Below are 19,915 nucleotides of genomic sequence, written 5' to 3'. Positions count from 1 at the left end.
GTTTTTTTATTGGAAAATTGTAAGATGCCACCACAAAGCCTTAAATCATGAAGTAGCAGGAATAAGCTAATTACCATACAGGTTTATATTCCCCTGGGGACAGGTATCTTCTTTGAGGCTTAATATACCTCTTCAATTCAACAATGATTAAACGCTGGATATGCTTAGAAGTTATCTGTCTAGCTACATCTGCAGGAAATGGATAGATTCCGATCTGATTGAAACGCACACGAAAGAGACCTTCATGTACAAGGTCTTTTTTGTCATTCAGAATGTGGGCCAATACCGTCACAACCCGTGATTGGTATTCGTCACACACCTCTTCAACCTTTTGAACTTGAAACCGAAAAGTATACTCATCCTTCATGAACATCACCCATCTCATTGTCTCTAAATGGACGAAACAATTCAACTTTTAAGTTGTCTAAACGTCACATAATGGGTAGTACTTTCAATAAAATAGGGTGAGATGATTGCTAAAAGAGCTTGTTTGTGGCAAGCTAAGACTATTAAGAATAGTTTACTAGTAAATTACCGTGGAGGGATTCACGATGAACTTGAATCTAATTAAATGTCATGGCTCAGGAAATGATTTTTTATTGATTGATGAAATGACGAATGGATACGAATTTACAGAAGAAGCGAGACAAAATCTTGCCCTTTCGCTATGTGATCGAAAGTCGGGTCTTGGAGCAGATGGGATCCTTTTCGTGCTTTCGAGTGAACATTGCGATGCGCAAATGAGGGTATTCAATGCAGATGGTTCTGAAGCATCCATGTGCGGGAATGGCCTTAGGTGTGTGGGACGATATGTATGTGAGCTTCTCGACAAAACAACGATTGTGATTCAAACGATGAAAGCGGATCTTCGTGTTTCAGCTCAAGAGGCTATTTATGAAAATATCCCAACATATAATGTTGAAATCTCGCCTGTATTATTTGAATTGGATAAATTACCGATGAATATGGATCGTGAGACATTAGTGGATGAGAGTATTCCTGAAATTTCAGATCGATTAACGTTTACTGCCTTAGCGGTGCCCAATCCTCATTTGATCAGTGTGGTTAACACAGAACATATACTTTCAAATGAGCAGAAGACGATTGCTGAAACGGTGAATGGCCCTAATAATTTCTTTCCTGATGGTGTGAACGTGAGCTTTGTTCATCCATTAGAGGAAGGTGCCATCTATGTTAGAACCTTCGAAAGAGGAGTGGGCTTTACAAATGCATGTGGAACGGCTATGTCTGCTTCCAGTCTTGTAACGTGCTTACTCAACCAGAATGAGTTTGGTAAGGAAATTGATGTTTATAACAATGGTGGAAAAGTACGTGTGGTGGTGAACCGATTAAGTGAAGGGCAATACAATATGGAGTTGATCGGAAATGCAACGTATCTGTATCAATCTCAAATTGAATTGTCTATCTCACATCCGGAAAGCTTCCGTGAATTATCCAGACAGGATTTTACTGAAGAAGGAACATATGAACTTCTCCAAAATCATGCGAAAACAATTGTTGATAGTAAAGTGTTTATGAGTGCCTAAATGAACAAAAGTCTGAGCTTGTATGAGCGCAGGAGGGGGTGATCCAAAAGCTAAGCTTTTGGGTCACCTTTTTCTTTGTCGTTGGATTGCTGTCTCAAAAAATGAATCACGTTATCAAAGGGCTGGAGGTCTTTTACCCATTCGAATTTAGCAAAGGGACAACCCATCTGCATGAATCTCCGCAAAACAACATCTATTGTAAAGTGTTCTGGATGAAGGTCCTCATTTACTTCATGCCACCAAAGGGGAGTCGCGACTAAAGCATCTTCATTCCCCCTTAAGGAATATGGCGCAATGATGGTTTTACCTTCTCCGTGCTGAATGTAGTCCACGTATAATCTGCCTTTTCGATTCTTTTTTAAACGCTCTATCGTAAAATCATCTGGATAATTGGTAACAAGGTAGTGAGCGATGAATTCTGTAAACAAACCGGTGTCTTTCCAGGTGTATCCAGGCGGTAGGGGAATATACACTTGCAGTCCCTTATTTCCTGACGTTTTCACAAAACTATAAAGGTTGAGGCGGTCGAATATTTCTTTCATTATGGTAGCCGCTTTAACCGCCATGGAGAATTGATCCCTGCTTGGAGGATCTAAGTCAAAGACCACTTCATTGACAGATGTATCCTTTGTTCTTTGGAAAGGAATGTGAAATTCTAATGCAAGCTGATTTCCAAGCCAGATCAATGTTTCCAGGTTATTGCATACCGTATAGTCGATGTTGTCCTCCTTGTAAGTTTCAATAAATGAAGGGGCATAATCAGGCGTGTTCTTTTGATAAAATGATTCACCAAAGATCCCGTGTGGAAAACGAATACATGTCAATGGCCTATCTTTCAAGAAAGGCAAAATAGCGACGGACATTTTCCGAAGGTACCGAACGTAATCAAGCTTAGTCATTGAGACTTTCTGAAACAATTCTTTATCTGGATGAGTGATTTCAACCCGACGCGGAAGGGATGCTTCGTCCAGCTTGAATTGCTCCATTGTGCAGGATTCAGGGGCAATGGAGAATAGAAATTTATGAAAATGTGGTTCTCTCAGTTGCCCCTCATACCAATTTAAATATGAAATTTCCACAGTTATAGCCGGGTCTATGTAATGAAGGGAATGCTTTTTCTTCGTACTATTCTTTTTAATCATTGCTTTTAGTGTTTTTTTCTCCTCTTGAGAGAGACCAAAATGAAATAAGCCAACAGGCATTATCTGTTCGTTATCGAATACCCCAATGTGAAAATAATCGTTCGTTTCATCCATCGCAGTGATGAAACACTGACAGTTCTTCCAATTCTTGATTTTTATCCAGCTAGTACTTCGTTTTCCCGCTTCCCATTTACTATGTTTCCTCTTGGCGATGACCCCCTCAGCTTCCTCCTTCTCTACTAGTTCCCATATTTCTCGCCGATCCTTAAAATAGGGGACCATTTGAAGGGTAGATGGGTGAGAAGGAGTAGGTTCTAACGGTAATTGAAAAAGAGTAAATGCTTCTTTCAATTTTTCTTTCCTTGAAAGGTAAGGTTGTTGGGCAAATGATTTTTTCTCATATTGAAGTAAGTCAAATGCCACAAATTTAACAGGCCTCTGTGTCGCCGCAAGTTGGATCTTTTGCTTGTTTCGCATTCTGCCTCTTACTTGCAGCTCAAAGAATTCACTGCTGCAGGAGGAGCGTAATAGCACAACCTCCCCATCCAATATGAGAGGGGTGGGAAAGTTATTTTCATTGAGTAATGCGTTAATCTGTTCTTCAATTTCCGGGAAGTGTGGAAGCAATTCTTTCCCGTTTCGACTTAGTAAGCTTATCTTATTCTGAGAATGGATGGAGAGAATGGCGCGAAATCCATCATATTTCACTTCATAAACCCAATCCCCCTCTCTAGGGAGCTCATCATATAAGGTAGGAAGCATCGGTTTCATATCTATTCCCCTAAGATTTTTAGTATTAGTGTGACCAATGGATGCTGTTTTATTTCCAAATGTTTAAAGGAATGAAGAACGTATGACAACTAAATGATAAAGATAAGGGATTAGTTTAAGTAAAGGAGGGTATTGATATATGCATACGATTTGGAAAGGCTCTATCAGTTTTGGACTTGTGAACATCCCCATTAAACTTCATTCTGCTACAGAAGATCGAGATATAAAGCTGCGATCCCTTCATAAAGAGTGTCACACACCAATTAAATATGAAAAGGTATGTCCAGCTTGTGAAAAAGAAATCGACCATGATGACATTGTAAAAGGGTATGAAGTGACGAAGGGGAAATTTGTCGTTCTTGAAGAAGAGGAATTGAAGGAATTGAAGGAAGCGAACGGGGATAAAGCTGTGGAAATAGTAGATTTTATCAAAATGGAGGAAATCGACCCGATATTCTTTGATCGAAGTTATTTCGTTTCACCTAATGATGGAGGGAAAAAAGCTTATTCATTATTACGAAAAGCCCTTCAGGAATCAGGGAAAGTAGGTATCGCCAAAATCACGATGAGATCGAAAGAACAACTCTCGATTGTTCGGGTGTATGAAAATACTCTCGTAATGGAAACCATTCATTATCCGGATGAAGTAAGAGGCACCGGTGATGTACCGAATGTTCCGGAAGAAGATGAAATAACGAGCAAAGAATTAGAAACAGCGACGATGCTGATTGATCAATTAACCACTGAATTTCAACCGGAGAACTATAAAGATCAATACCGTGAACGCTTAAGTCAATTGATTGAATCGAAGCAAACCGGAGAAAAGGTCGTAACAGCGAAAGAAAAAGAGCCTAGGGAAAATGTGACAGATTTAATGGCCGCACTTCAGGCCTCTATTGATTCATCCAAGCCGAAAAAGGCGAAGAAGCAAACTAAAAAGAAAGCGACGTCCAAGAAAAAAGCTCAATAGAACATAAGTCGTTAGTAAAGAGAGGGACAAGTTTTGGAGGAGAAACATATAAAACAAGGAGTATTCATTGCGATATCACTCATTTGTTTGATTGCATTTACATGGGGATTCGTCACCATAGTCGAGGAATGGAAAGAAAATGAAATCGCACAATTTGACAATGGTGTTTTTGAAATTGTAAGAGGGTTCATCTCCCCGAAGTTAACAACCTTTATGACGTCGATTACCTTTTTGGGCGGGGTGAAAGGAATCACGATTTTTGCAATCAGTGTGGTGGTCATACTTTTGTATCTCAAGAAGTATCCACTCGCTCTGTTTGTAGCGACAACCATCACTACAGGGGCAGGATTTAATTGGCTGCTAAAATGGATTTTCAAACGTGAACGACCTGATATTGAAGCACTGATCGAGCAAGGCGGTTATAGCTTTCCAAGTGGTCATTCCATGAGTTCCTTTATTTTCTACGGGACCCTTGCATTCATATTGTTTCGGGCATTAGATTATAAACGGTATAAGTGGGCAAGTGTCATTGCTGTCAGCTTCCTTGTACTACTGATTGGGCTTAGCCGAGTATATTTAGGAGTCCATTATCCAAGTGACATCCTTGGAGGGTTCACTGCTGGAGGTGCATGGTTGACTCTATGTATCGTCATTTATGCTTATTTCTATAATCGAAAACATTGGAAAGAACGTGAGAATTAAAGTGGAATCCTGCTCGGTTGAGGGGGTTTTTGCTTTTTTTAGGGGTTGGTATTGTAGTCTGACGAATATCAAACAAAGCGCTCAGAAATTCTTCTGAGCCCTTGTTTCCTATGATATTATTCAAATTCCCGACAAATCAAAACAAATTAAAAATATATGGTCCAATAGAAGTGGCATATAAAAGAATGTAAATACCCATGAAATAGAATACTCCACCAAAAGTACCCCAGTCAGGGTCTCTCCCAAATTTCCATAGGAGTGCAGTAATGGAGCTGATTACGAGTAATAGTACATACTGACTTCCTGAAAACATCAGGTATTCGGGTGCAGCAAAGTAGAAGTAATCGCCCATCGCTTTAGTGATGAAGGTTAGCGGCATTACTAAAAATATAATGATGGAGGCATATTCAACCCAGTTGATCTCTTCCTTCTCAAATATATTCGGTTTAAAAATATAAAGCAGAATTAAAAGAAATAAGGAAGGTAGTACCCAATAGAATGAAACCATGATCGTGATTAAACTGCTGAATATCATAAGTACGGAATTGTTAACGGCTTCTTTGACACTTCGTTTCGACCATTCAGTGCTTTTGGAGATAACCTGTGCATCCTGCGAAGCACCAAATAACTCATACGTATCCCCATCATAATCCAACCAGACAATGCTATACTTCGTAAGTTGATGTGGAGAATACGTAAAATGTTTTGTTGTACTGACTGGAGCCGCTATTAATTGATTAGAGTCACTGAAAGGTGCTACATATAGACTAATCGCATTATTATCCCCAACCCGATGACCTTCAGATGTGAAGAGAATGGATTTTTCCCCATTAATGGAAAGAAGTTGTGCGGTTCTTGGACTTTGAAGTTTGGCCCCTGATATTTCGTTCGTAAAATCAATTTTTGTGGGCTTCAAAATAGAAGATCCTATTTCATCTATCGGTGTTTGCAGCTTGAAAATCTTATATGACAATGTTCCCTGGGCTCGCATCTCTTCATTATAAAGAAGAGTTAATTGATTGCTTTCGGTGGTAAAGGTTAATCCATTAATATGATGATTCGTTGCTGTGTTAACAATTGCAAATGGATCCTTCACTACTTGTAACGTATCATCCATATAGTACAGGTGAGAGTGACCGTCATCTTGTCTAACCTGTACTACGGCACTGCCATTATTTCCAATATAGACGTCCAGTATTTCATTAGAAAAGCTGAAAACTTCTGTCACTAATGAATCAGCGGGGTTAAGAGAAAAAAGGTTCTCTTTATTCCAGAAGTACACAGATTTCAATGCAGTGCTGATACCTGTTGCTTCTTCAGCAATCGTCGTTACTTCATTACGCTCTGTAGAGATTAACTTATCATCCTTGATCTGAATGACTTTTGTTCCGTCTGTCCAAAAAGGATGGCCCCGTGTAACGCTGGTGTTTAGCGTTGTTTCTTTGGTAGAATCCAATGATCCTTCGAAAGTTAGCCCTGTAATTTTTCCTTTGCTGGCCAAGAAGAGTCCTTCACTTCCATTAAAGATGACAGGGCGTTCTTCAGAATTGTAGTTTAATGGAATGGATCTGCTCCAGTCAGGCTGTGGTTGTTGTTTTACTTGTAAAAGCTGGTGGAGAAATAATGCTCCTATAAACATAACGATTAAAACTAAAGGTATTCCAAATGATTTGAATTTTTCTTTCAAACGTATCCCCCTCGATTCTCTATCACTATCACATGAGCTCAATTTAGAATTTTACCACAATTCACATTTTGAGGCACCAAATATTTCCTTCATTAAATAAAAGTTTTATGTTGACAATTATTATTAGAGGGATTACAATGATATTGAAAATCATTCTCATTTGAACAAAAGAGTTTCCCCCTCTTTCTATAGAGAATGGTTCATGAAAAACCCCCTTTATTAGATATAAAAAGACAGACCCGAAGCAGATGCTTCGGGTCTGTCTTTTCTATTGCATTTCATTTCTTCCTGTCGTAAATTGTTTAAGATGTGTATTTTAAGGAGGGATAAAAGTAAGTGGATCATAAAGAGGATAAACGGTTCAGGGTTGCTGGTCACGAGGCACTGATAGGAATAGCACTTGTTCTTATAAATTTCTTATGGTGGTATGGTTTTGCATTCGGGTTAGGTGGTCAACCGGTTTCAGATTACGATTGGATCCTCGGGATGCCTGAGTGGTTTTTTTACAGCTGCATCGTTGGCTTCTTTCTTATGGTATTGTTAGTGATTATCGTCGTAAAATACATGCTTACTGACATTCCGTTTGACGATGAGGAGGATAAGCATGAATAGTATGGCATTGATTCCCTTATTTGCTTTTTTAATCTTGATTTTTGTTGTGGGAATTTATTCTGCCAGAAAAGTGAGTAGAGCAGATTCCTTCGTCCAGGAATACTTCTTGGGAAGCCGTCAGCTTGGCGGATTTATTTTGGCAATGACCATGATCGCTACTTATGGAAGTGCCAGTAGTTTCATCGGAGGACCAGGCGCAGCTTATACATATGGTTTATCGTGGGTTCTTTTAGCCATGTCACAGGTTGTAACAGGATACTTTGTTCTCCTTATACTTGGGAAAAAGTTCGCGATTATGGCAAGGAAATACAAGGCCGTTACATTGATCGATTATCTACAAGGCAGATATGGCAGTAATAAGATTACCATTCTATCGGCCATTAGTATCATCCTCTTTTTATTCTCAGCGATGATTGCTCAATGGGTAGGGGGGGCACGTCTCATTGAATCATTAACCGGTTTATCCTACGAGAGTGCTCTTTTCCTGTTTGCGGTATCGGTTCTGGTTTATGTTATTATCGGTGGCTTTCGTGCGGTTGCCATCACGGATGCGATTCAGGGGGTGGTCATGCTTGGTGGGACGATTATTCTATTGATTGCCACTATCATCGCGGGAGGTGGCATGGAGAACATCATGATGGGATTGAAAGCGGAAAATCCTAATCTATTAAGTCCTCATGGCCATGATGGAGAACTAAGTGCCCGCTATATTTCTTCTTTCTGGATTTTAGTGGGTGTGGGTGTTGTCGGATTGCCTCAGGTGGCAGTCAGAGCCATGAGCTATAAGAATTCCAGGTCCTTGCACAGAGCACTTATCATCGGAACCATTGTGGTCGGTTCCATTATGCTTGGTATGCACTTAATTGGTGTGCTTGCAAGGGTCGTGGTCCCGGGAATAGAAATAGCTGATAAAGTCATGCCCCTTCTCGCTTTAGAAGTTCTTCCACCATGGCTTGCCGGAATTGTCCTGGCGGCTCCGATGGCGGCGATCATGTCGACAGTGGATTCGTTATTATTGATTGTATCCTCGGCTATTGTGAAAGATGTGTACATGAATTTCATCAATAAAGATGCAAAGGAAAAACAAGTCAAAAGGATTAGCTTTTGGGTGACGAGTATAACGGGTATTCTTGTTTTTCTTATGGCGCTCAGTCCTCCTGAATTAATTATCTGGCTTAATTTATTTTCATTTGGAGGCCTTGAAGCTGTTTTTATTTGGCCGATTGTTTTAGGTTTATATTGGAAAAAGGGAAATGCACAAGGTGCCGTTGCTTCAATGCTATCAGGACTGGTAGCGTACATCTTATTTCACAGTTTCGCACCTAATTATCTGGATATGCACACGGTGATTTTCCCAATTATCATTTCATTTTTCATGTATGTGCTCGTTTCCCTGTTTACTCAAGCACATTATCGTCAGGATGGATGGGTTTAACCCATCCATTTTTGTATTTATCGAGGGAAAAGAGTACGTTATAGAAAGAATCAATGAATTGGGTGAAGAATCTTGAAAAATTCTGTTGTCATAATAGGCGGAGGAATCGGTGGTCTGACCGCAGCTTCACTCCTTGGAAGTGCTGATTACAATGTACAGATTCTTGAGGCTTCCAGGGAATGGGGAGGATGCGCCGGTAAATTCCAGAGAGGAAAAGCCTTATTTCCTGTAGGGGCAACTCTTGGAATGGGGTTTGAAAAAGGAGGTATCCATCAGCGTATTTTTCACTATTTAGGGATAGAACCCCCTGTGTCTCTAATGCTTGATCAGGTTATGAATATTCATCTTCCAGACAAAACCCTTATATTCTACCGAGATAGGGAAACACATGTGAATGAGTTGAAGAAAGCGTATCCAGAAATATCAGAGGAGCTGAGCTCTTTTTATGAAGAAGTGTACAGGATTGCTACAGAAATACGAAAACTGATGGTCGCGTTGCCGATACTTCCACCTAAAACGATGAAGGACTGGATGGAGCTTACGTTTAGTTTGAAACCCGGATCTCTGATGCTACTTCCTGCCTTTCAAAAAACAATGATCGACTTATTAGAAAAACACGGAATCCACGAACACTCTTCATTTAAGCATTTTATCGATGGACAACTGATAGATAGCATGCAGGTGACCAGCGATCAGTGTACTTTATTGCTGGGGTGCTTGGCTATGGATATGTACCACGAAGGAGCATTCTATCTGGAAGGTGGATTATTCCAAATAGCCCATTGCCTTGTCCGGTTTTCAGAATCTGTAGGAGTTAAAACGACTTTAGGGAGAAAGGTGGTTAGCATCGATCGTGATCATCACGAAAAAGAATGGATAATCCTTGATCATAGGGGTAATGAATATCGTGCAAACCATATTGTATGCAACGTCCCGGTGCAATCTTTAAAAAATCTATTTGCCCCACAATATACACCAAAACTTGAAAACTATTTAAAAGGAAAAGAGAATGAAGATATTTGGGGCACCATGTCCCTTTACATGTTACTGAAAGAAGAATTACTCCCAGAGTCCTATCCTTTGTTTTCTCAAATTTGTGCAAGCCCAAATGGGAATATGTCAGAAGGGGATCATCTCTTCTTATCGCTATCCCATCCAAATGATCGTCAGCGTGCCCCGGAAGGATTCCGTACCTTAACGGTATCAACCCATACTAAATTAGAAAAATGGGAAACCAAAGAAAAATACGATTCTTACAAGGAGAATCTTAAAGAGAAAATGATCAATTCCATTGAGTTAGTCATTCCTACTATAAGAGATAGTCTTGTAAATCTTTACCCTGGGGCACCTAAAGCCTGGGAACGATTTACTGGACGGCCTGGGGGCATTGTCGGTGGATTTCCTCAATCTAATGGTCATGCTCTCTTCAATAGTCTTTCCCACAGGGCTCCCTTGAAAAATGTATGGGTATGCGGTGACTCAGTCTTTCCAGGTGCAGGGACCATCGGTGTATCTGTAAGTGCTTACCATGTATATCACTCCATTACAGGCAGAAAACTTCAGAAGTAAGGAGGAACCTCGACTACTTATGTCGAATTCTGGGAATGGGGTGATAATATGTATAAGGTGATCCAGTATAAAGACCCGAAAGTTTTCCAAGATAAGGTCTATTCCCTTTTAATGGAAGATGAAGCAGCGAATAACCTGCCTTTGGGTTTGTTGAACACGATGAAAACGAGTGACAAATATAAAGATCCGCTTCTTCTTTTAGTGGAAAGTGAGGTCGGGGCGGTGGTTGGATCCTTCATCATGACCCCTCCTCATTACCTTGTCAGTACACTTAAGGTGGAGAAAGTAGGAATTCAGGGAATAGCCGAACAGCTCATAGCGTTCTGCGAGAATACCAATATCACCATTCCCGGTTTTGTTGCTGAGAAAGAAACCGCACTTCAATTGACTCATGCATGGTGTCACGTTATGGGAGAGAGTTTCAATGTCCGTATGAGGCAACGTGTTTACCAATTGAATAAGGTGAATGATATTCCTTTAAGTGATGGGAAAATGGTTCCCGTACGGAAGGGCCAGGAGGAACTTTTAGCCCGATGGCTCCTTGGATTTATCGAGGATACAGAAGTGCTACCCATGTCGGGTGAAGAGGCTCTTGAAAGGGCGAAAGATATGATTGAAAATGAACCATATGTGTACTTTTGGGAAGTGGACGGAAGGCCTGTTTCCATGGCACGGGGGGCAAGGAGAACGGAAAACGGCATTACCGTTAATTTTGTATACACCCCTTCAGAATACAGGAAAAAAGGATACGCGTCTTCTGTTGTAGCAGAACTGAGCCGTCTATTGTTGAAGGACCACTCCTTTTGTTCGCTCTATACGGACCTGGATAATCCCACCTCCAACAAGATTTATATGGAAATCGGCTATAAGCCCGTGTGCGATTCGATGATGATTTCCGTTGTGTGAACCTTTTGATGCATATCGGAATATTATTTCATATAAATAGTTGACATTGTGAAGGAATGCTATTAGTATAATAAACAATTAATTAAATGAGCGAATGGCTTTGACGAAGAGGAGTACCTCTGATCGACACTTAAGAGAGCTGGTGGTTGGTGAGAACCAGTGTGAACGATCTTTGGGAATGGACTTCTGAGCCTCCAAACCGAAACTTCAGGGAGTAGGCTTTGGCGAATGTCTTATCGTTATAAAAGACGCGTATTAAAGCAAACCGCTTCGATACGATAAAGTGGACTGTTCAGGCAGTCAACAAAGGTGGCACCACGGGTATCTCGTCCTTTACATGATGTAAATGGATCGAGATGCCCTTTTTTTATAACTGAATAATGATAAATCGTTGAGTAAGAGGAGTACATTCAAGTGATGCATGACAGAGAGCTGAGGATGGTGAGACCTTGGCATGATAGCTTGTCTGGAATGGACTTATGAGTGATGATCTGAATGGAAGTAGGATCGTACGGAATTCCACCGTTAAATGGATAGAGTATCGGGTTATTCATTCCCTGTACTTGAAGCAAGAGGGGATACATCAAAGTATCCCAACTAGAGGTGGCACCGCGGTCAGCATCGTCCTCTATGAACAGATCTTTCTGTTCATAGGGGACTTTTTTATTTTAAGCGGAACATTGAATTGGAGGCATGAAATGATGAAACAGCAAGCATTGGATTATGTGGTGAAAGAATTAAACGGAGACATCTTTACACCCATCTCACTTTTTCAATCGTTAAAAGGTAAGAAGAAATTTTTATTGGAGAGCTCATTGAAGCATGAACAATCCGGTCGGTATTCATTTGTTGGGAGTGATCCATTTCTAGAGTGTAAAGCATACGGAAATACCGTACAGTTAAAAAAATCATCTACAATTGAAGTTGATGAAAGAGTGGGGGATCCCATTCAAATCATACAAAACCTTATTCCTTCCCACAAACTAAAAAGTGCGCCTTTTCCTTTTACAGGTGGGGGGATTGGATATCTGGGATATGACGTTATTCGACTCTACGAAGACATCGGTGTAACTCCTCAAGATGAATTGGAAATGCCGGATATACATCTCATGTTTTATGAAAAAGTCATTGTGTTTGATCATCTGGAACACAAAGTATTTATTGTCGTCATGAATGAGTGGACAGAGGATCAGACAGGAGATCTGGATAAAAAGGTGAAGGAAGTCGAGGCTGAGCTGAGCAATGTGTATTTGAAAACTCATAAAAAGAATCTGGATCGCCTTTCTTTCCATGCCCAAACCTCAAAAGATGAATTCATGGTAAAAGTGGAGGAGGCAAAGCAATCCATAGGAGAAGGTGAGATATTTCAAGTCGTCCTCTCTCAAAGACTTAAGGCGTCCTTTTCTGGTGATCCATTTTCATTCTATAGAAGCTTGAGGAAATCTAACCCGTCCCCTTACATGTTCTTCATTGATTTCGAGGATTATGTCGTAATGGGTGCATCACCAGAAAGCTTGCTGAAAGTTCAAGGGAGGGAAATCACCACGAATCCAATTGCAGGAACGCGAAGAAGGGGAGAAACACTTGACCTGGACAGGGAGCTCGAGAAGGAATTACTTACAGATGAAAAAGAAATCGCTGAACATCGAATGCTGGTTGACTTAGGAAGAAATGATTTAGGGAGAGTTTGTGAGATCGGCTCGATTTACCTTTCAAAGTATTTAACGATTGAGAGATATAAATATGTCATGCACATCGTTTCGGAAGTAAAGGGTGAATTAAAAGAAGAAGTGAAACCACTGGAAGCATTAACAAATTGCTTGCCGGCAGGTACCGTCAGCGGAGCGCCGAAAATCAGGGCGATGCAAATCATCAATGAACTTGAAACCACAAAGCGCGGCGTGTACTCAGGTGCCGTCGGGTATATCGGGGTGAACGGGAATTTGGATTTTGCCCTCGCCATCCGGACGATGGTTCTTAAGGATAAAACGGCATACGTTCAAGCCGGTGCCGGGATTGTTTATGATTCAGACCCAGCCAGTGAATATGAAGAAACCATGAATAAAGCAAAATCATTATTGGAGGTGACAGGATGATCCTTCTTATTGATAACTATGATTCCTTTACGTATAACCTGTATCAATATATAGAAGAGCTCGGTGAAGAAGTAATCGTGAAACGGAATGATGCTATTTCATTAGAAGAAATCAAGGAATTGAATCCTGCGGGAATCATTCTATCACCAGGTCCAGGGAAACCAGAAAATGCAGGCATTTGCATCTCGATTATACAGAATCTTCACGCTAGTGTGCCGATTTTCGGGGTTTGTTTAGGGCATCAGGCTATCGGGGCCGCATTCGGGGCAACCATCGAAGTCGCTGAGAAAGTCATGCACGGAAAAACATCCCTTATTAAACACGACGGCAGCGGAGTATTCGAGTATCTGCCGCAACCATTAGAAGTGATGAGATATCATTCCCTGGTGATTAAGAATGGGACCCTGCCGACACAATTAGAGGCTGTCGCATTGTCCATGGATGATAGAGAAATCATGGCGATAAAGCATATGAAGTATCCAATGTACGGGGTTCAATTTCATCCGGAATCCATTGGTACGAAAACAGGAAAGAAAATCATTCAAAACTTTTTAGTTCATATGAGAAAGGAGAATAACCGTGAAACCTTATCTACAGAAGCTATCTAGCGGTCATTCATTAGAGAAAGAAGATATGAGAAGAGCAGTAGAAGAATTGTTCATTGAAGAAACAACGGATAGTCAAATCGCCTGTTTCCTGACCTTATTAAAAACGAAGGGGGAAACAGTAGATGAAATTACCGCTCTTGTTGAAGTTTTAAGGGAGAAAGCGATGCCGATTAAAAGCACATTAACTGGAATATTAGATAACTGCGGAACAGGTGGAGACGGATCACAGAGCTTTAATATCAGTACAACGAGTGCATTTGTTCTTGCCGGTGCCGGGGTGAAGGTTGCGAAACATGGTAACAGAAGTATTTCCAGTAAAACCGGTAGTGCAGATGTGTTAGAACATTTAGGAGTAGCACTCGATTTTCAACCACATGAGGTTGAAAGTTTACTGAATGAAACCAATATTGCTTTTCTATTTGCACCCCATATTCACTCAGGTTTAAAAAAGGTAATGAAGGTACGGAAAGAATTAAAGATTCCTACCATCTTTAATCTCATTGGACCGTTAACCAATCCGGTTCATCTGGAAACACAGCTCCTAGGGGTATATAGAAGAGATAAATTAGAAACAATGGCGCATGTTTTACATGAATTAGGCAGAAAACGGGCGATTGTCCTTAATGGGGCTGATTACATGGATGAAGCCTCATTAGCAGGAGAAAATCATCTCGTACTGCTGGATCAAGGGGAAATTACTCCACTTACATTAACAGGAGAAGATGTCGGCCTTCCTTGTTATTCCCTGGAAGAGATACGTGGAGGGGACGCTGGAGACAATGCCATTATTTTAGAAGATGTGTTAAATGGGAAGAAAGGGGCTTACACTGATACGGTCTTATTCAATACAGGAATCGGCCTGTTCGCTCATGGCAAAGCGGCAACATTTGCAGAAGGTGTAAAGCTTGCCAGAGAAAGTATAGAAAGCGGTCGTGCAAAAGAAAAGCTCCACTCATTGGTTCGTTATAGTCAACAACGTCGAAAGCAGGTGATTTAATTGTCTACCATTCTACAAACCATTCTTGAAAAAAAGAAAGAGGAAGTTAAAGAGTTAAAGAATGCAGGTTATGAACCCTATTATTATAAGGGTGCTCCCGATCATTCCTTATATGAAGCATTAAAAACAGCATCCAGATTACAAGTGATTGCTGAAATTAAGCGGGCATCTCCATCAAAAGGAGATATCCGAACAGAAGTGAATCCTGTGATTCAAGCAAAGAAGTATGAAGAAGCGGGAGCATGTGCCATATCGGTATTAACCGATGCTCCTTTCTTTAAAGGAAGTATGGAGGATCTCGCGAATGTTCGTAAAGCAGTCTCCCTCCCCATTCTTTGTAAAGACTTTATTATCGATGAAATACAGATAGATCGTGCAAAAGACGCCGGGGCAAATGTCATTCTTCTAATAGTGGCTGCCCTGGATAATAATAGATTACAGGAATTATATTCTTATGCAACGAAGCTTGAACTGGAAGTTCTGGTGGAAGTTCATAATGAAGAAGAAATGAATGTTGCAATCGAATTAGGGGCAACCATAATTGGTGTGAATAATCGCAACCTGAAAACCTTTGAAGTAAATCTGCTTATCACAGAAACTCTCGGCTCCATGGTAAATGGAACAGATATCGTGTTCATAAGTGAAAGTGGAATAAGAAATGAAGCAGACTGTCATCAAGTCGTAATCGCAGGTGCGGATGGAGTCCTCGTCGGAGAGTCGTTAATGAGAAGTGATGACCCTGCAACTAAGCTTGCCTCCTTACAAGTAAGAAAAGGTGTGGTGAAATGACCAAAGTAAAGGTGTGTGGAATTAGAAGACAAGAAGAGGCTCTGTGGGCACTTGAAGCTGGAGCTGATGCGATAGGATTCGTGTTCGCAGATAGTAAAAGAAAAATTGACGCGGAATCAGCAGCACTAATAAGTGCTTCACTGCCTTCGAATGTATTAAAAATTGGCGTGTTTGTAAATGAGGCTAAAGAGAAGATGGAGGAAATATCCAGAACAGTAAATCTAGATTACGTACAGCTTCATGGAGATGAATCAGTCCAGTTTTGTAATAGTCTCAATATTCCTTTTATCAAGGCGATTTCGATAAAGGAAAAAGAAGACTTAGATGGGATCGAATTCTTTGGCGGAGAGATGATTTTGGTGGATAGCGGAAAGGGGCCTCATCGTGGAGGGAATGGGACGACGTTTAATTGGGATTATGTCCATGAACTAAACATCCCTCAACACTTGCTCCTTGCCGGTGGATTGAATCTGGATAATGTTCGGGAGGCGATCACAAAGGTCCGTCCCTATATGGTGGATGTTTCAAGTGGTGTGGAGACGGATGGGAAGAAGGATAGAAGAAAGATAGAATCATTTATTCAAGAGGCGAAGTCGGTATAACGATTGATTAAATCAATGAATGGAGGAATTGAGATGATATACGCACAACCAGATCAAAAAGGGTTATTCGGGCAATTCGGGGGAAGGTTCGTTCCGGAATCATTGATGAAGGCTGTTCAAGAATTGGAAGAGGCTTATGATGAAGCCTCTAAGGATGAAGAATTCCAAGTGAAACTTCAAAACTACTTAAAGGATTATGTAGGAAGAGAAAACCCACTCTACTTTGCTGAAAATCTAAGCAAACAGGTAGGGGGAGCGAAAATCTATTTAAAACGTGAGGATCTCAATCATACGGGTGCTCACAAAATCAATAATACAATCGGTCAGGCCCTGCTTGCAGAACGGATGGGCAAAAGAAAAATCGTGGCGGAAACAGGGGCAGGGCAGCACGGTGTGGCGACGGCAACCGTATGCGCTCTATTAAACCTGGATTGCGTCATTTTTATGGGGGAGCAAGACATTCGCAGACAGAAGCTCAACGTATTCAGAATGGAGTTAATGGGAGCGAAAGTGGTGAGTGTCACCCAGGGAAGTGCCACATTAAAAGATGCAGTCAATGAAGCTCTGCGCTACTGGGTAGCGAATGTAGAGGACACACACTACATTATTGGCTCCGTTTTGGGACCACACCCATTTCCTAAAATGGTACGGGATTTTCAAAGTGTGATCGGGAAAGAAACAAAGCGACAATTCTTCGAAAAAGAAAAATGCCTGCCAAAGGCCATCGTCGCTTGTGTTGGAGGCGGCAGCAATGCCATCGGAATGTTTCACCCGTTCATTGATGATAGAGAAGTTGACTTATACGGTGTGGAAGCGGCTGGAAGCGGGATTGAAACCGACAAACATGCAGCCACATTAACAAAGGGGTCCGTCGGGATTCTTCATGGCAGTATGATGTATCTGCTGCAAAATGATGAAGGGCAGATTCAAGAAGCCCACTCGGTTTCAGCAGGCCTTGATTACCCTGGTGTCGGTCCGGAACATAGCTACTTGAAAGATATTGATAGAGTGGAATATTCGTCGATCTCAGACGTGGAAGCATTAGCGGCATTTAAGCAATTATCCCAGACAGAGGGGATTATACCAGCACTGGAAAGCTCACATGCAGTCGCCTATGCGGTGAAGTTAGCTGAAAATATGTCAACAGAAGAATCGGTTGTCATCTGTTTGTCAGGTAGAGGAGATAAAGATGTGGAACAAGTGAAAGAGTTGCTGGGAGGTAGTCAACATGGGTAAAACATTTCTTGAAAACACGTTTAAAGCTGAACTGGATAAAGGAAATAAACTGTTCATTCCTTACGTGATGGCAGGGGATGGGGGGATAGAGTCCTTGATATCGACTTTGAAAATGCTCGAAGAAAGAGGAGCGACGGCCATTGAAGTCGGGATCCCGTTCTCGGATCCCGTTGCCGACGGACCGACCATCCAAGAGGCGGGGAAGCGGGCCCTGGAAAATGGGACGACACTACAAAAGGTTTTTGAAGTGTTAAAGGAAAGCAGAAAGGAAATTGGCATTCCGTTAGTCTTTATGACATATATTAACCCCATCTACAAATATGGAGTGGAGCGTTTCTTTCGGGATTGTAAGGATGCAGGGGTGGACGGTGTGATCATTCCTGATCTGCCACTTGAACATCATGAATTGGTTAGGGGACCATCTCAAGAAAATGGTATCGCCCTTATTCAATTAGCAACGCTTACGAGTCCGTTAGAGAGAATTCAGAAATTAGCTTCCGTTACTGAAGGTTTCCTTTATGCTGTTACGATTAATGGTATTACAGGAACGAGAGAAGGGTTTGGCAACGATATTTCAGATCACCTAAATAAATTGAAAGAAAACAGTCCGGTCCCAGTACTTGCGGGGTTTGGAATATCCACTCCTGAACATGTGCGTACCATGAGTAAGTACTGTGATGGAGTAGTCGTTGGAAGCAAAATAATCGATTTGATCCAGCATGAATCGTTTGAGGAAATAAAAGAATTAATCAGTGCTTCAAAGGCTAAAGCATTACATTTGTAAAGATTACTGAATTATTCGTAAATAAATGAACGCCTAGATTAACAGATTCTAAATGTGTGTTAAATAAAGGTAAATAGCCTTCTTTTTCCTCGTGAAATCAGTATGATAGAGATGTAGTTGAACAAAGCATCATAACAGGAGGCTATTAAAATGAAAAGTATGAAAAAGTGGTTATTAATGTTAATGACAGCTCTATCAGTAGTAACATTTGCAGCCGGATGCAGCAGTGACACAGAGGAAGACACAGGAACTGAAACGGAAGAAAACATGGAAGAAGAAAGCAACACTGAAGAAAGCAACACGGAAGAGTAAAATGGGTACAGTCAGTCCTAAGTGGGCTGGCTGTTTTATTTTCAGATCAGAAATACGAAGATTAAGGTTGTATTGTACTACTATTTCAATTAATCTGACAATATAAGACATAATTGATAGAGAGGTCAGACGGATGACGATTCCAAATCGATTAAAAATAGGAGATACGATTGGGATTTGTTCCCCATCTTCTCCAGTCGCTGCTCATTGCCCTAAAAGATTGAAAAGGGGGATTGAAGAGCTTAAGAGGTTGGGCTTTAACGTGAAAGTAGCGCCAAACACGTTGAAAATACAAGAGTATATGGCTGGTACCGTTGAGGAAAGAGTGGAGGACCTGCATAATCTCTTCGGGGATAAGAATGTAAAAGCCATCATCACCACAATAGGAGGAACCTGTTCTCATCAACTTCTGGATCATCTTGATTTCTCATTAATCCAAAATAATCCAAAAGTTTTTCTCGGCTTCAGTGACATAACCGCTCTCCACATGGCAATTTATCAAATTACCGGCCTCACAACATATCTTGGACCTGCCGTTCTGCCTCAGTTTGGGGAATATGGAGGAGTACTAACATACACAAAGGAACACTTTTTCCAATCACTCGTTCAAGGAGAAAGAGTAGATTACTCTGCCTCTCCATCCTATGTAATGGAACATTTATGGTGGGACGAAGAAGACAATCGTTTAAGAGAACAAGTTGAAAATAAGGGACCTCGTGTAGTCAAAGAAGGAAGAGCAGAAGGGAAAATCATTGCAGCCAATATGGGAACCATGCTCCTTCTCGCAGGAACAGAATACTTTCCGGATCTCGATGGTGCCATCTTATGTATTGAAGATGATCCAGAGGAAACCCCGTCGTCAATTGATCGATATTTAACTCAACTCAGACACATGGGGGTATATTCTAAAATTAAAGGTCTTGTCATTGGACGCTTTCATGATCACGTTAGCTTCAAAGAAAATCAACTGGCCGGCATTTTATCCCGTGTAACAGAGGGGTATGAAATCCCAGTCGTTACGGACCTGGATTTCGGTCATACTGATCCTATGTTTATCCTTCCAAACGGAATCCGAGCCCGGCTTGAAGTTCACGGAAATCAAATTGACTTTGACCTGGTGGAAAAGCCGGCTACATAAGGAGGAGTTCAT

19 protein-coding genes and 2 other annotated features are annotated in these 19,915 nt (G+C 41.1%); of the genes, 16 read left to right on the top strand and 3 right to left on the bottom strand.

Features of this window, described 5'->3' with window-relative positions:
- Window positions 1-70 precede the first annotated feature (70 nt).
- A complete protein-coding gene (locus AAEM60_RS13265; protein WP_299737626.1) occupies window positions 71-367 on the bottom strand; it encodes a hypothetical protein in 297 nt (98 codons plus the stop codon).
- Between the two features lie 184 nt (window positions 368-551).
- Here AAEM60_RS13265 and dapF point away from each other — a divergent pair, with 184 nt between their 5' ends.
- The gene (gene dapF, locus AAEM60_RS13260) at window positions 552-1,547 is read left to right on the top strand and encodes a diaminopimelate epimerase (protein ID WP_299737624.1); all 996 of its coding nucleotides are present in this window, start codon (window positions 552-554) and stop codon (window positions 1,545-1,547) included.
- Between the two features lie 50 nt (window positions 1,548-1,597).
- Here dapF and AAEM60_RS13255 read toward each other — a convergent pair whose 3' ends face one another.
- Window positions 1,598-3,460 carry a DNA ligase D gene (locus tag AAEM60_RS13255; RefSeq protein WP_341356490.1) on the bottom strand — a complete coding sequence of 621 codons (1,863 nt, stop codon included), beginning with the start codon at window positions 3,458-3,460 and terminating at the stop codon, window positions 1,598-1,600.
- Between the two features lie 139 nt (window positions 3,461-3,599).
- Between AAEM60_RS13255 and AAEM60_RS13250 the strand changes: the two genes are divergently transcribed.
- Together AAEM60_RS13250 and AAEM60_RS13245 are read left to right on the top strand one after the other, a co-directional pair.
- Window positions 3,600-4,430, top strand: a complete 831-nt coding sequence (locus tag AAEM60_RS13250; protein ID WP_299737620.1) for a Ku protein — start codon at window positions 3,600-3,602, stop codon at window positions 4,428-4,430.
- A gap of 33 nt (window positions 4,431-4,463) precedes the next feature.
- Window positions 4,464-5,132, top strand: a complete 669-nt coding sequence (locus tag AAEM60_RS13245) for a phosphatase PAP2 family protein (RefSeq protein ID WP_299737618.1) — start codon at window positions 4,464-4,466, stop codon at window positions 5,130-5,132.
- Window positions 5,133-5,268: 136 nt separating this feature from the next.
- On the opposite strand, the gene AAEM60_RS13240 is transcribed toward AAEM60_RS13245, so the two are convergent.
- Window positions 5,269-6,819: a hypothetical protein gene (locus AAEM60_RS13240; protein WP_341356489.1), complete on the bottom strand. Its 1,551-nt coding sequence runs from the start codon at window positions 6,817-6,819 to the stop codon at window positions 5,269-5,271.
- Window positions 6,820-7,155: 336 nt separating this feature from the next.
- Here AAEM60_RS13240 and AAEM60_RS13235 point away from each other — a divergent pair, with 336 nt between their 5' ends.
- The 13 genes from AAEM60_RS13235 (at window position 7,156) to AAEM60_RS13175 (ending at window position 19,903) form a co-directional block, all read left to right on the top strand.
- Window positions 7,156-7,431, top strand: a complete 276-nt coding sequence (locus AAEM60_RS13235) for a YhdT family protein (RefSeq protein ID WP_299737613.1) — start codon at window positions 7,156-7,158, stop codon at window positions 7,429-7,431.
- On the top strand, window positions 7,424-8,866 hold the full coding sequence (panF, locus tag AAEM60_RS13230; RefSeq protein WP_299737610.1) for a sodium/pantothenate symporter: 1,443 nt from the start codon (window positions 7,424-7,426) through the stop codon (window positions 8,864-8,866). The genes AAEM60_RS13235 and panF overlap by 8 nt, the downstream gene beginning before the upstream one ends.
- 72 nt (window positions 8,867-8,938) lie before the next feature.
- Window positions 8,939-10,435: an FAD-dependent oxidoreductase gene (locus AAEM60_RS13225; RefSeq protein ID WP_341356488.1), complete on the top strand. Its 1,497-nt coding sequence runs from the start codon at window positions 8,939-8,941 to the stop codon at window positions 10,433-10,435.
- Window positions 10,436-10,483: 48 nt separating this feature from the next.
- Entirely contained in the window at window positions 10,484-11,341 is an 858-nt protein-coding gene (locus AAEM60_RS13220; RefSeq protein ID WP_299737606.1) for a GNAT family N-acetyltransferase, read from the top strand.
- Between the two features lie 91 nt (window positions 11,342-11,432).
- Window positions 11,433-11,678 (top strand) — a binding site (T-box leader).
- Between the two features lie 45 nt (window positions 11,679-11,723).
- Window positions 11,724-11,973 (top strand) — a binding site (T-box leader).
- Between the two features lie 66 nt (window positions 11,974-12,039).
- Window positions 12,040-13,437: an anthranilate synthase component I gene (gene trpE, locus AAEM60_RS13215; RefSeq protein ID WP_341356487.1), complete on the top strand. Its 1,398-nt coding sequence runs from the start codon at window positions 12,040-12,042 to the stop codon at window positions 13,435-13,437.
- The gene (locus AAEM60_RS13210) at window positions 13,434-14,045 is read left to right on the top strand and encodes an aminodeoxychorismate/anthranilate synthase component II (RefSeq protein ID WP_299737602.1); all 612 of its coding nucleotides are present in this window, start codon (window positions 13,434-13,436) and stop codon (window positions 14,043-14,045) included. Before trpE ends, AAEM60_RS13210 begins: the two co-directional genes overlap by 4 nt.
- The gene (trpD, locus tag AAEM60_RS13205) at window positions 14,017-15,042 is read left to right on the top strand and encodes an anthranilate phosphoribosyltransferase (RefSeq protein ID WP_341356486.1); all 1,026 of its coding nucleotides are present in this window, start codon (window positions 14,017-14,019) and stop codon (window positions 15,040-15,042) included. Before AAEM60_RS13210 ends, trpD begins: the two co-directional genes overlap by 29 nt.
- Complete coding sequence (gene trpC / locus AAEM60_RS13200; protein WP_341356485.1) at window positions 15,043-15,831, top strand: indole-3-glycerol phosphate synthase TrpC; 789 nt, start codon at window positions 15,043-15,045, stop codon at window positions 15,829-15,831.
- Complete coding sequence (locus AAEM60_RS13195; RefSeq protein WP_299737595.1) at window positions 15,828-16,433, top strand: phosphoribosylanthranilate isomerase; 606 nt, start codon at window positions 15,828-15,830, stop codon at window positions 16,431-16,433. Before trpC ends, AAEM60_RS13195 begins: the two co-directional genes overlap by 4 nt.
- Window positions 16,434-16,466: 33 nt before the next feature.
- Window positions 16,467-17,669: a tryptophan synthase subunit beta gene (gene trpB, locus AAEM60_RS13190; protein ID WP_299737593.1), complete on the top strand. Its 1,203-nt coding sequence runs from the start codon at window positions 16,467-16,469 to the stop codon at window positions 17,667-17,669.
- On the top strand, window positions 17,662-18,453 hold the full coding sequence (trpA, locus tag AAEM60_RS13185) for a tryptophan synthase subunit alpha (protein ID WP_299737590.1): 792 nt from the start codon (window positions 17,662-17,664) through the stop codon (window positions 18,451-18,453). The genes trpB and trpA overlap by 8 nt, the downstream gene beginning before the upstream one ends.
- 150 nt (window positions 18,454-18,603) lie before the next feature.
- Window positions 18,604-18,765, top strand: coding sequence for a hypothetical protein (locus tag AAEM60_RS13180; RefSeq protein ID WP_299737587.1), 162 nt, complete (start codon window positions 18,604-18,606; stop codon window positions 18,763-18,765).
- Between the two features lie 133 nt (window positions 18,766-18,898).
- On the top strand, window positions 18,899-19,903 hold the full coding sequence (locus tag AAEM60_RS13175) for a S66 peptidase family protein (RefSeq protein ID WP_341356484.1): 1,005 nt from the start codon (window positions 18,899-18,901) through the stop codon (window positions 19,901-19,903).
- Window positions 19,904-19,915: the final 12 nt, after the last annotated feature.

Origin of the sequence: Rossellomorea sp. y25 (genome assembly GCF_038049935.1) — a bacterium.
Taxonomy (GTDB): domain Bacteria; phylum Bacillota; class Bacilli; order Bacillales; family Bacillaceae_B; genus Rossellomorea.
The sequence above is the reverse complement of the archived record's forward strand: the minus strand, read 5'-3'. Positions and strand labels throughout refer to the sequence as shown.

Coding starts and splice junctions, on each gene's coding strand:
- AAEM60_RS13265 (WP_299737626.1), bottom strand. CDS start 367: ATGAAGGATGAGTATACTTTTCGGTTTCAAGTTCAAAAGGTTGAAGAG.
- dapF (WP_299737624.1), top strand. CDS start 552: ATGAACTTGAATCTAATTAAATGTCATGGCTCAGGAAATGATTTTTTA.
- AAEM60_RS13255 (WP_341356490.1), bottom strand. CDS start 3,460: ATGAAACCGATGCTTCCTACCTTATATGATGAGCTCCCTAGAGAGGGG.
- AAEM60_RS13250 (WP_299737620.1), top strand. CDS start 3,600: ATGCATACGATTTGGAAAGGCTCTATCAGTTTTGGACTTGTGAACATC.
- panF (WP_299737610.1), top strand. CDS start 7,424: ATGAATAGTATGGCATTGATTCCCTTATTTGCTTTTTTAATCTTGATT.
- AAEM60_RS13220 (WP_299737606.1), top strand. CDS start 10,484: ATGTATAAGGTGATCCAGTATAAAGACCCGAAAGTTTTCCAAGATAAG.
- trpE (WP_341356487.1), top strand. CDS start 12,040: ATGATGAAACAGCAAGCATTGGATTATGTGGTGAAAGAATTAAACGGA.
- AAEM60_RS13210 (WP_299737602.1), top strand. CDS start 13,434: ATGATCCTTCTTATTGATAACTATGATTCCTTTACGTATAACCTGTAT.
- AAEM60_RS13195 (WP_299737595.1), top strand. CDS start 15,828: ATGACCAAAGTAAAGGTGTGTGGAATTAGAAGACAAGAAGAGGCTCTG.
- trpB (WP_299737593.1), top strand. CDS start 16,467: ATGATATACGCACAACCAGATCAAAAAGGGTTATTCGGGCAATTCGGG.
- trpA (WP_299737590.1), top strand. CDS start 17,662: ATGGGTAAAACATTTCTTGAAAACACGTTTAAAGCTGAACTGGATAAA.
- AAEM60_RS13180 (WP_299737587.1), top strand. CDS start 18,604: ATGAAAAGTATGAAAAAGTGGTTATTAATGTTAATGACAGCTCTATCA.
- AAEM60_RS13175 (WP_341356484.1), top strand. CDS start 18,899: ATGACGATTCCAAATCGATTAAAAATAGGAGATACGATTGGGATTTGT.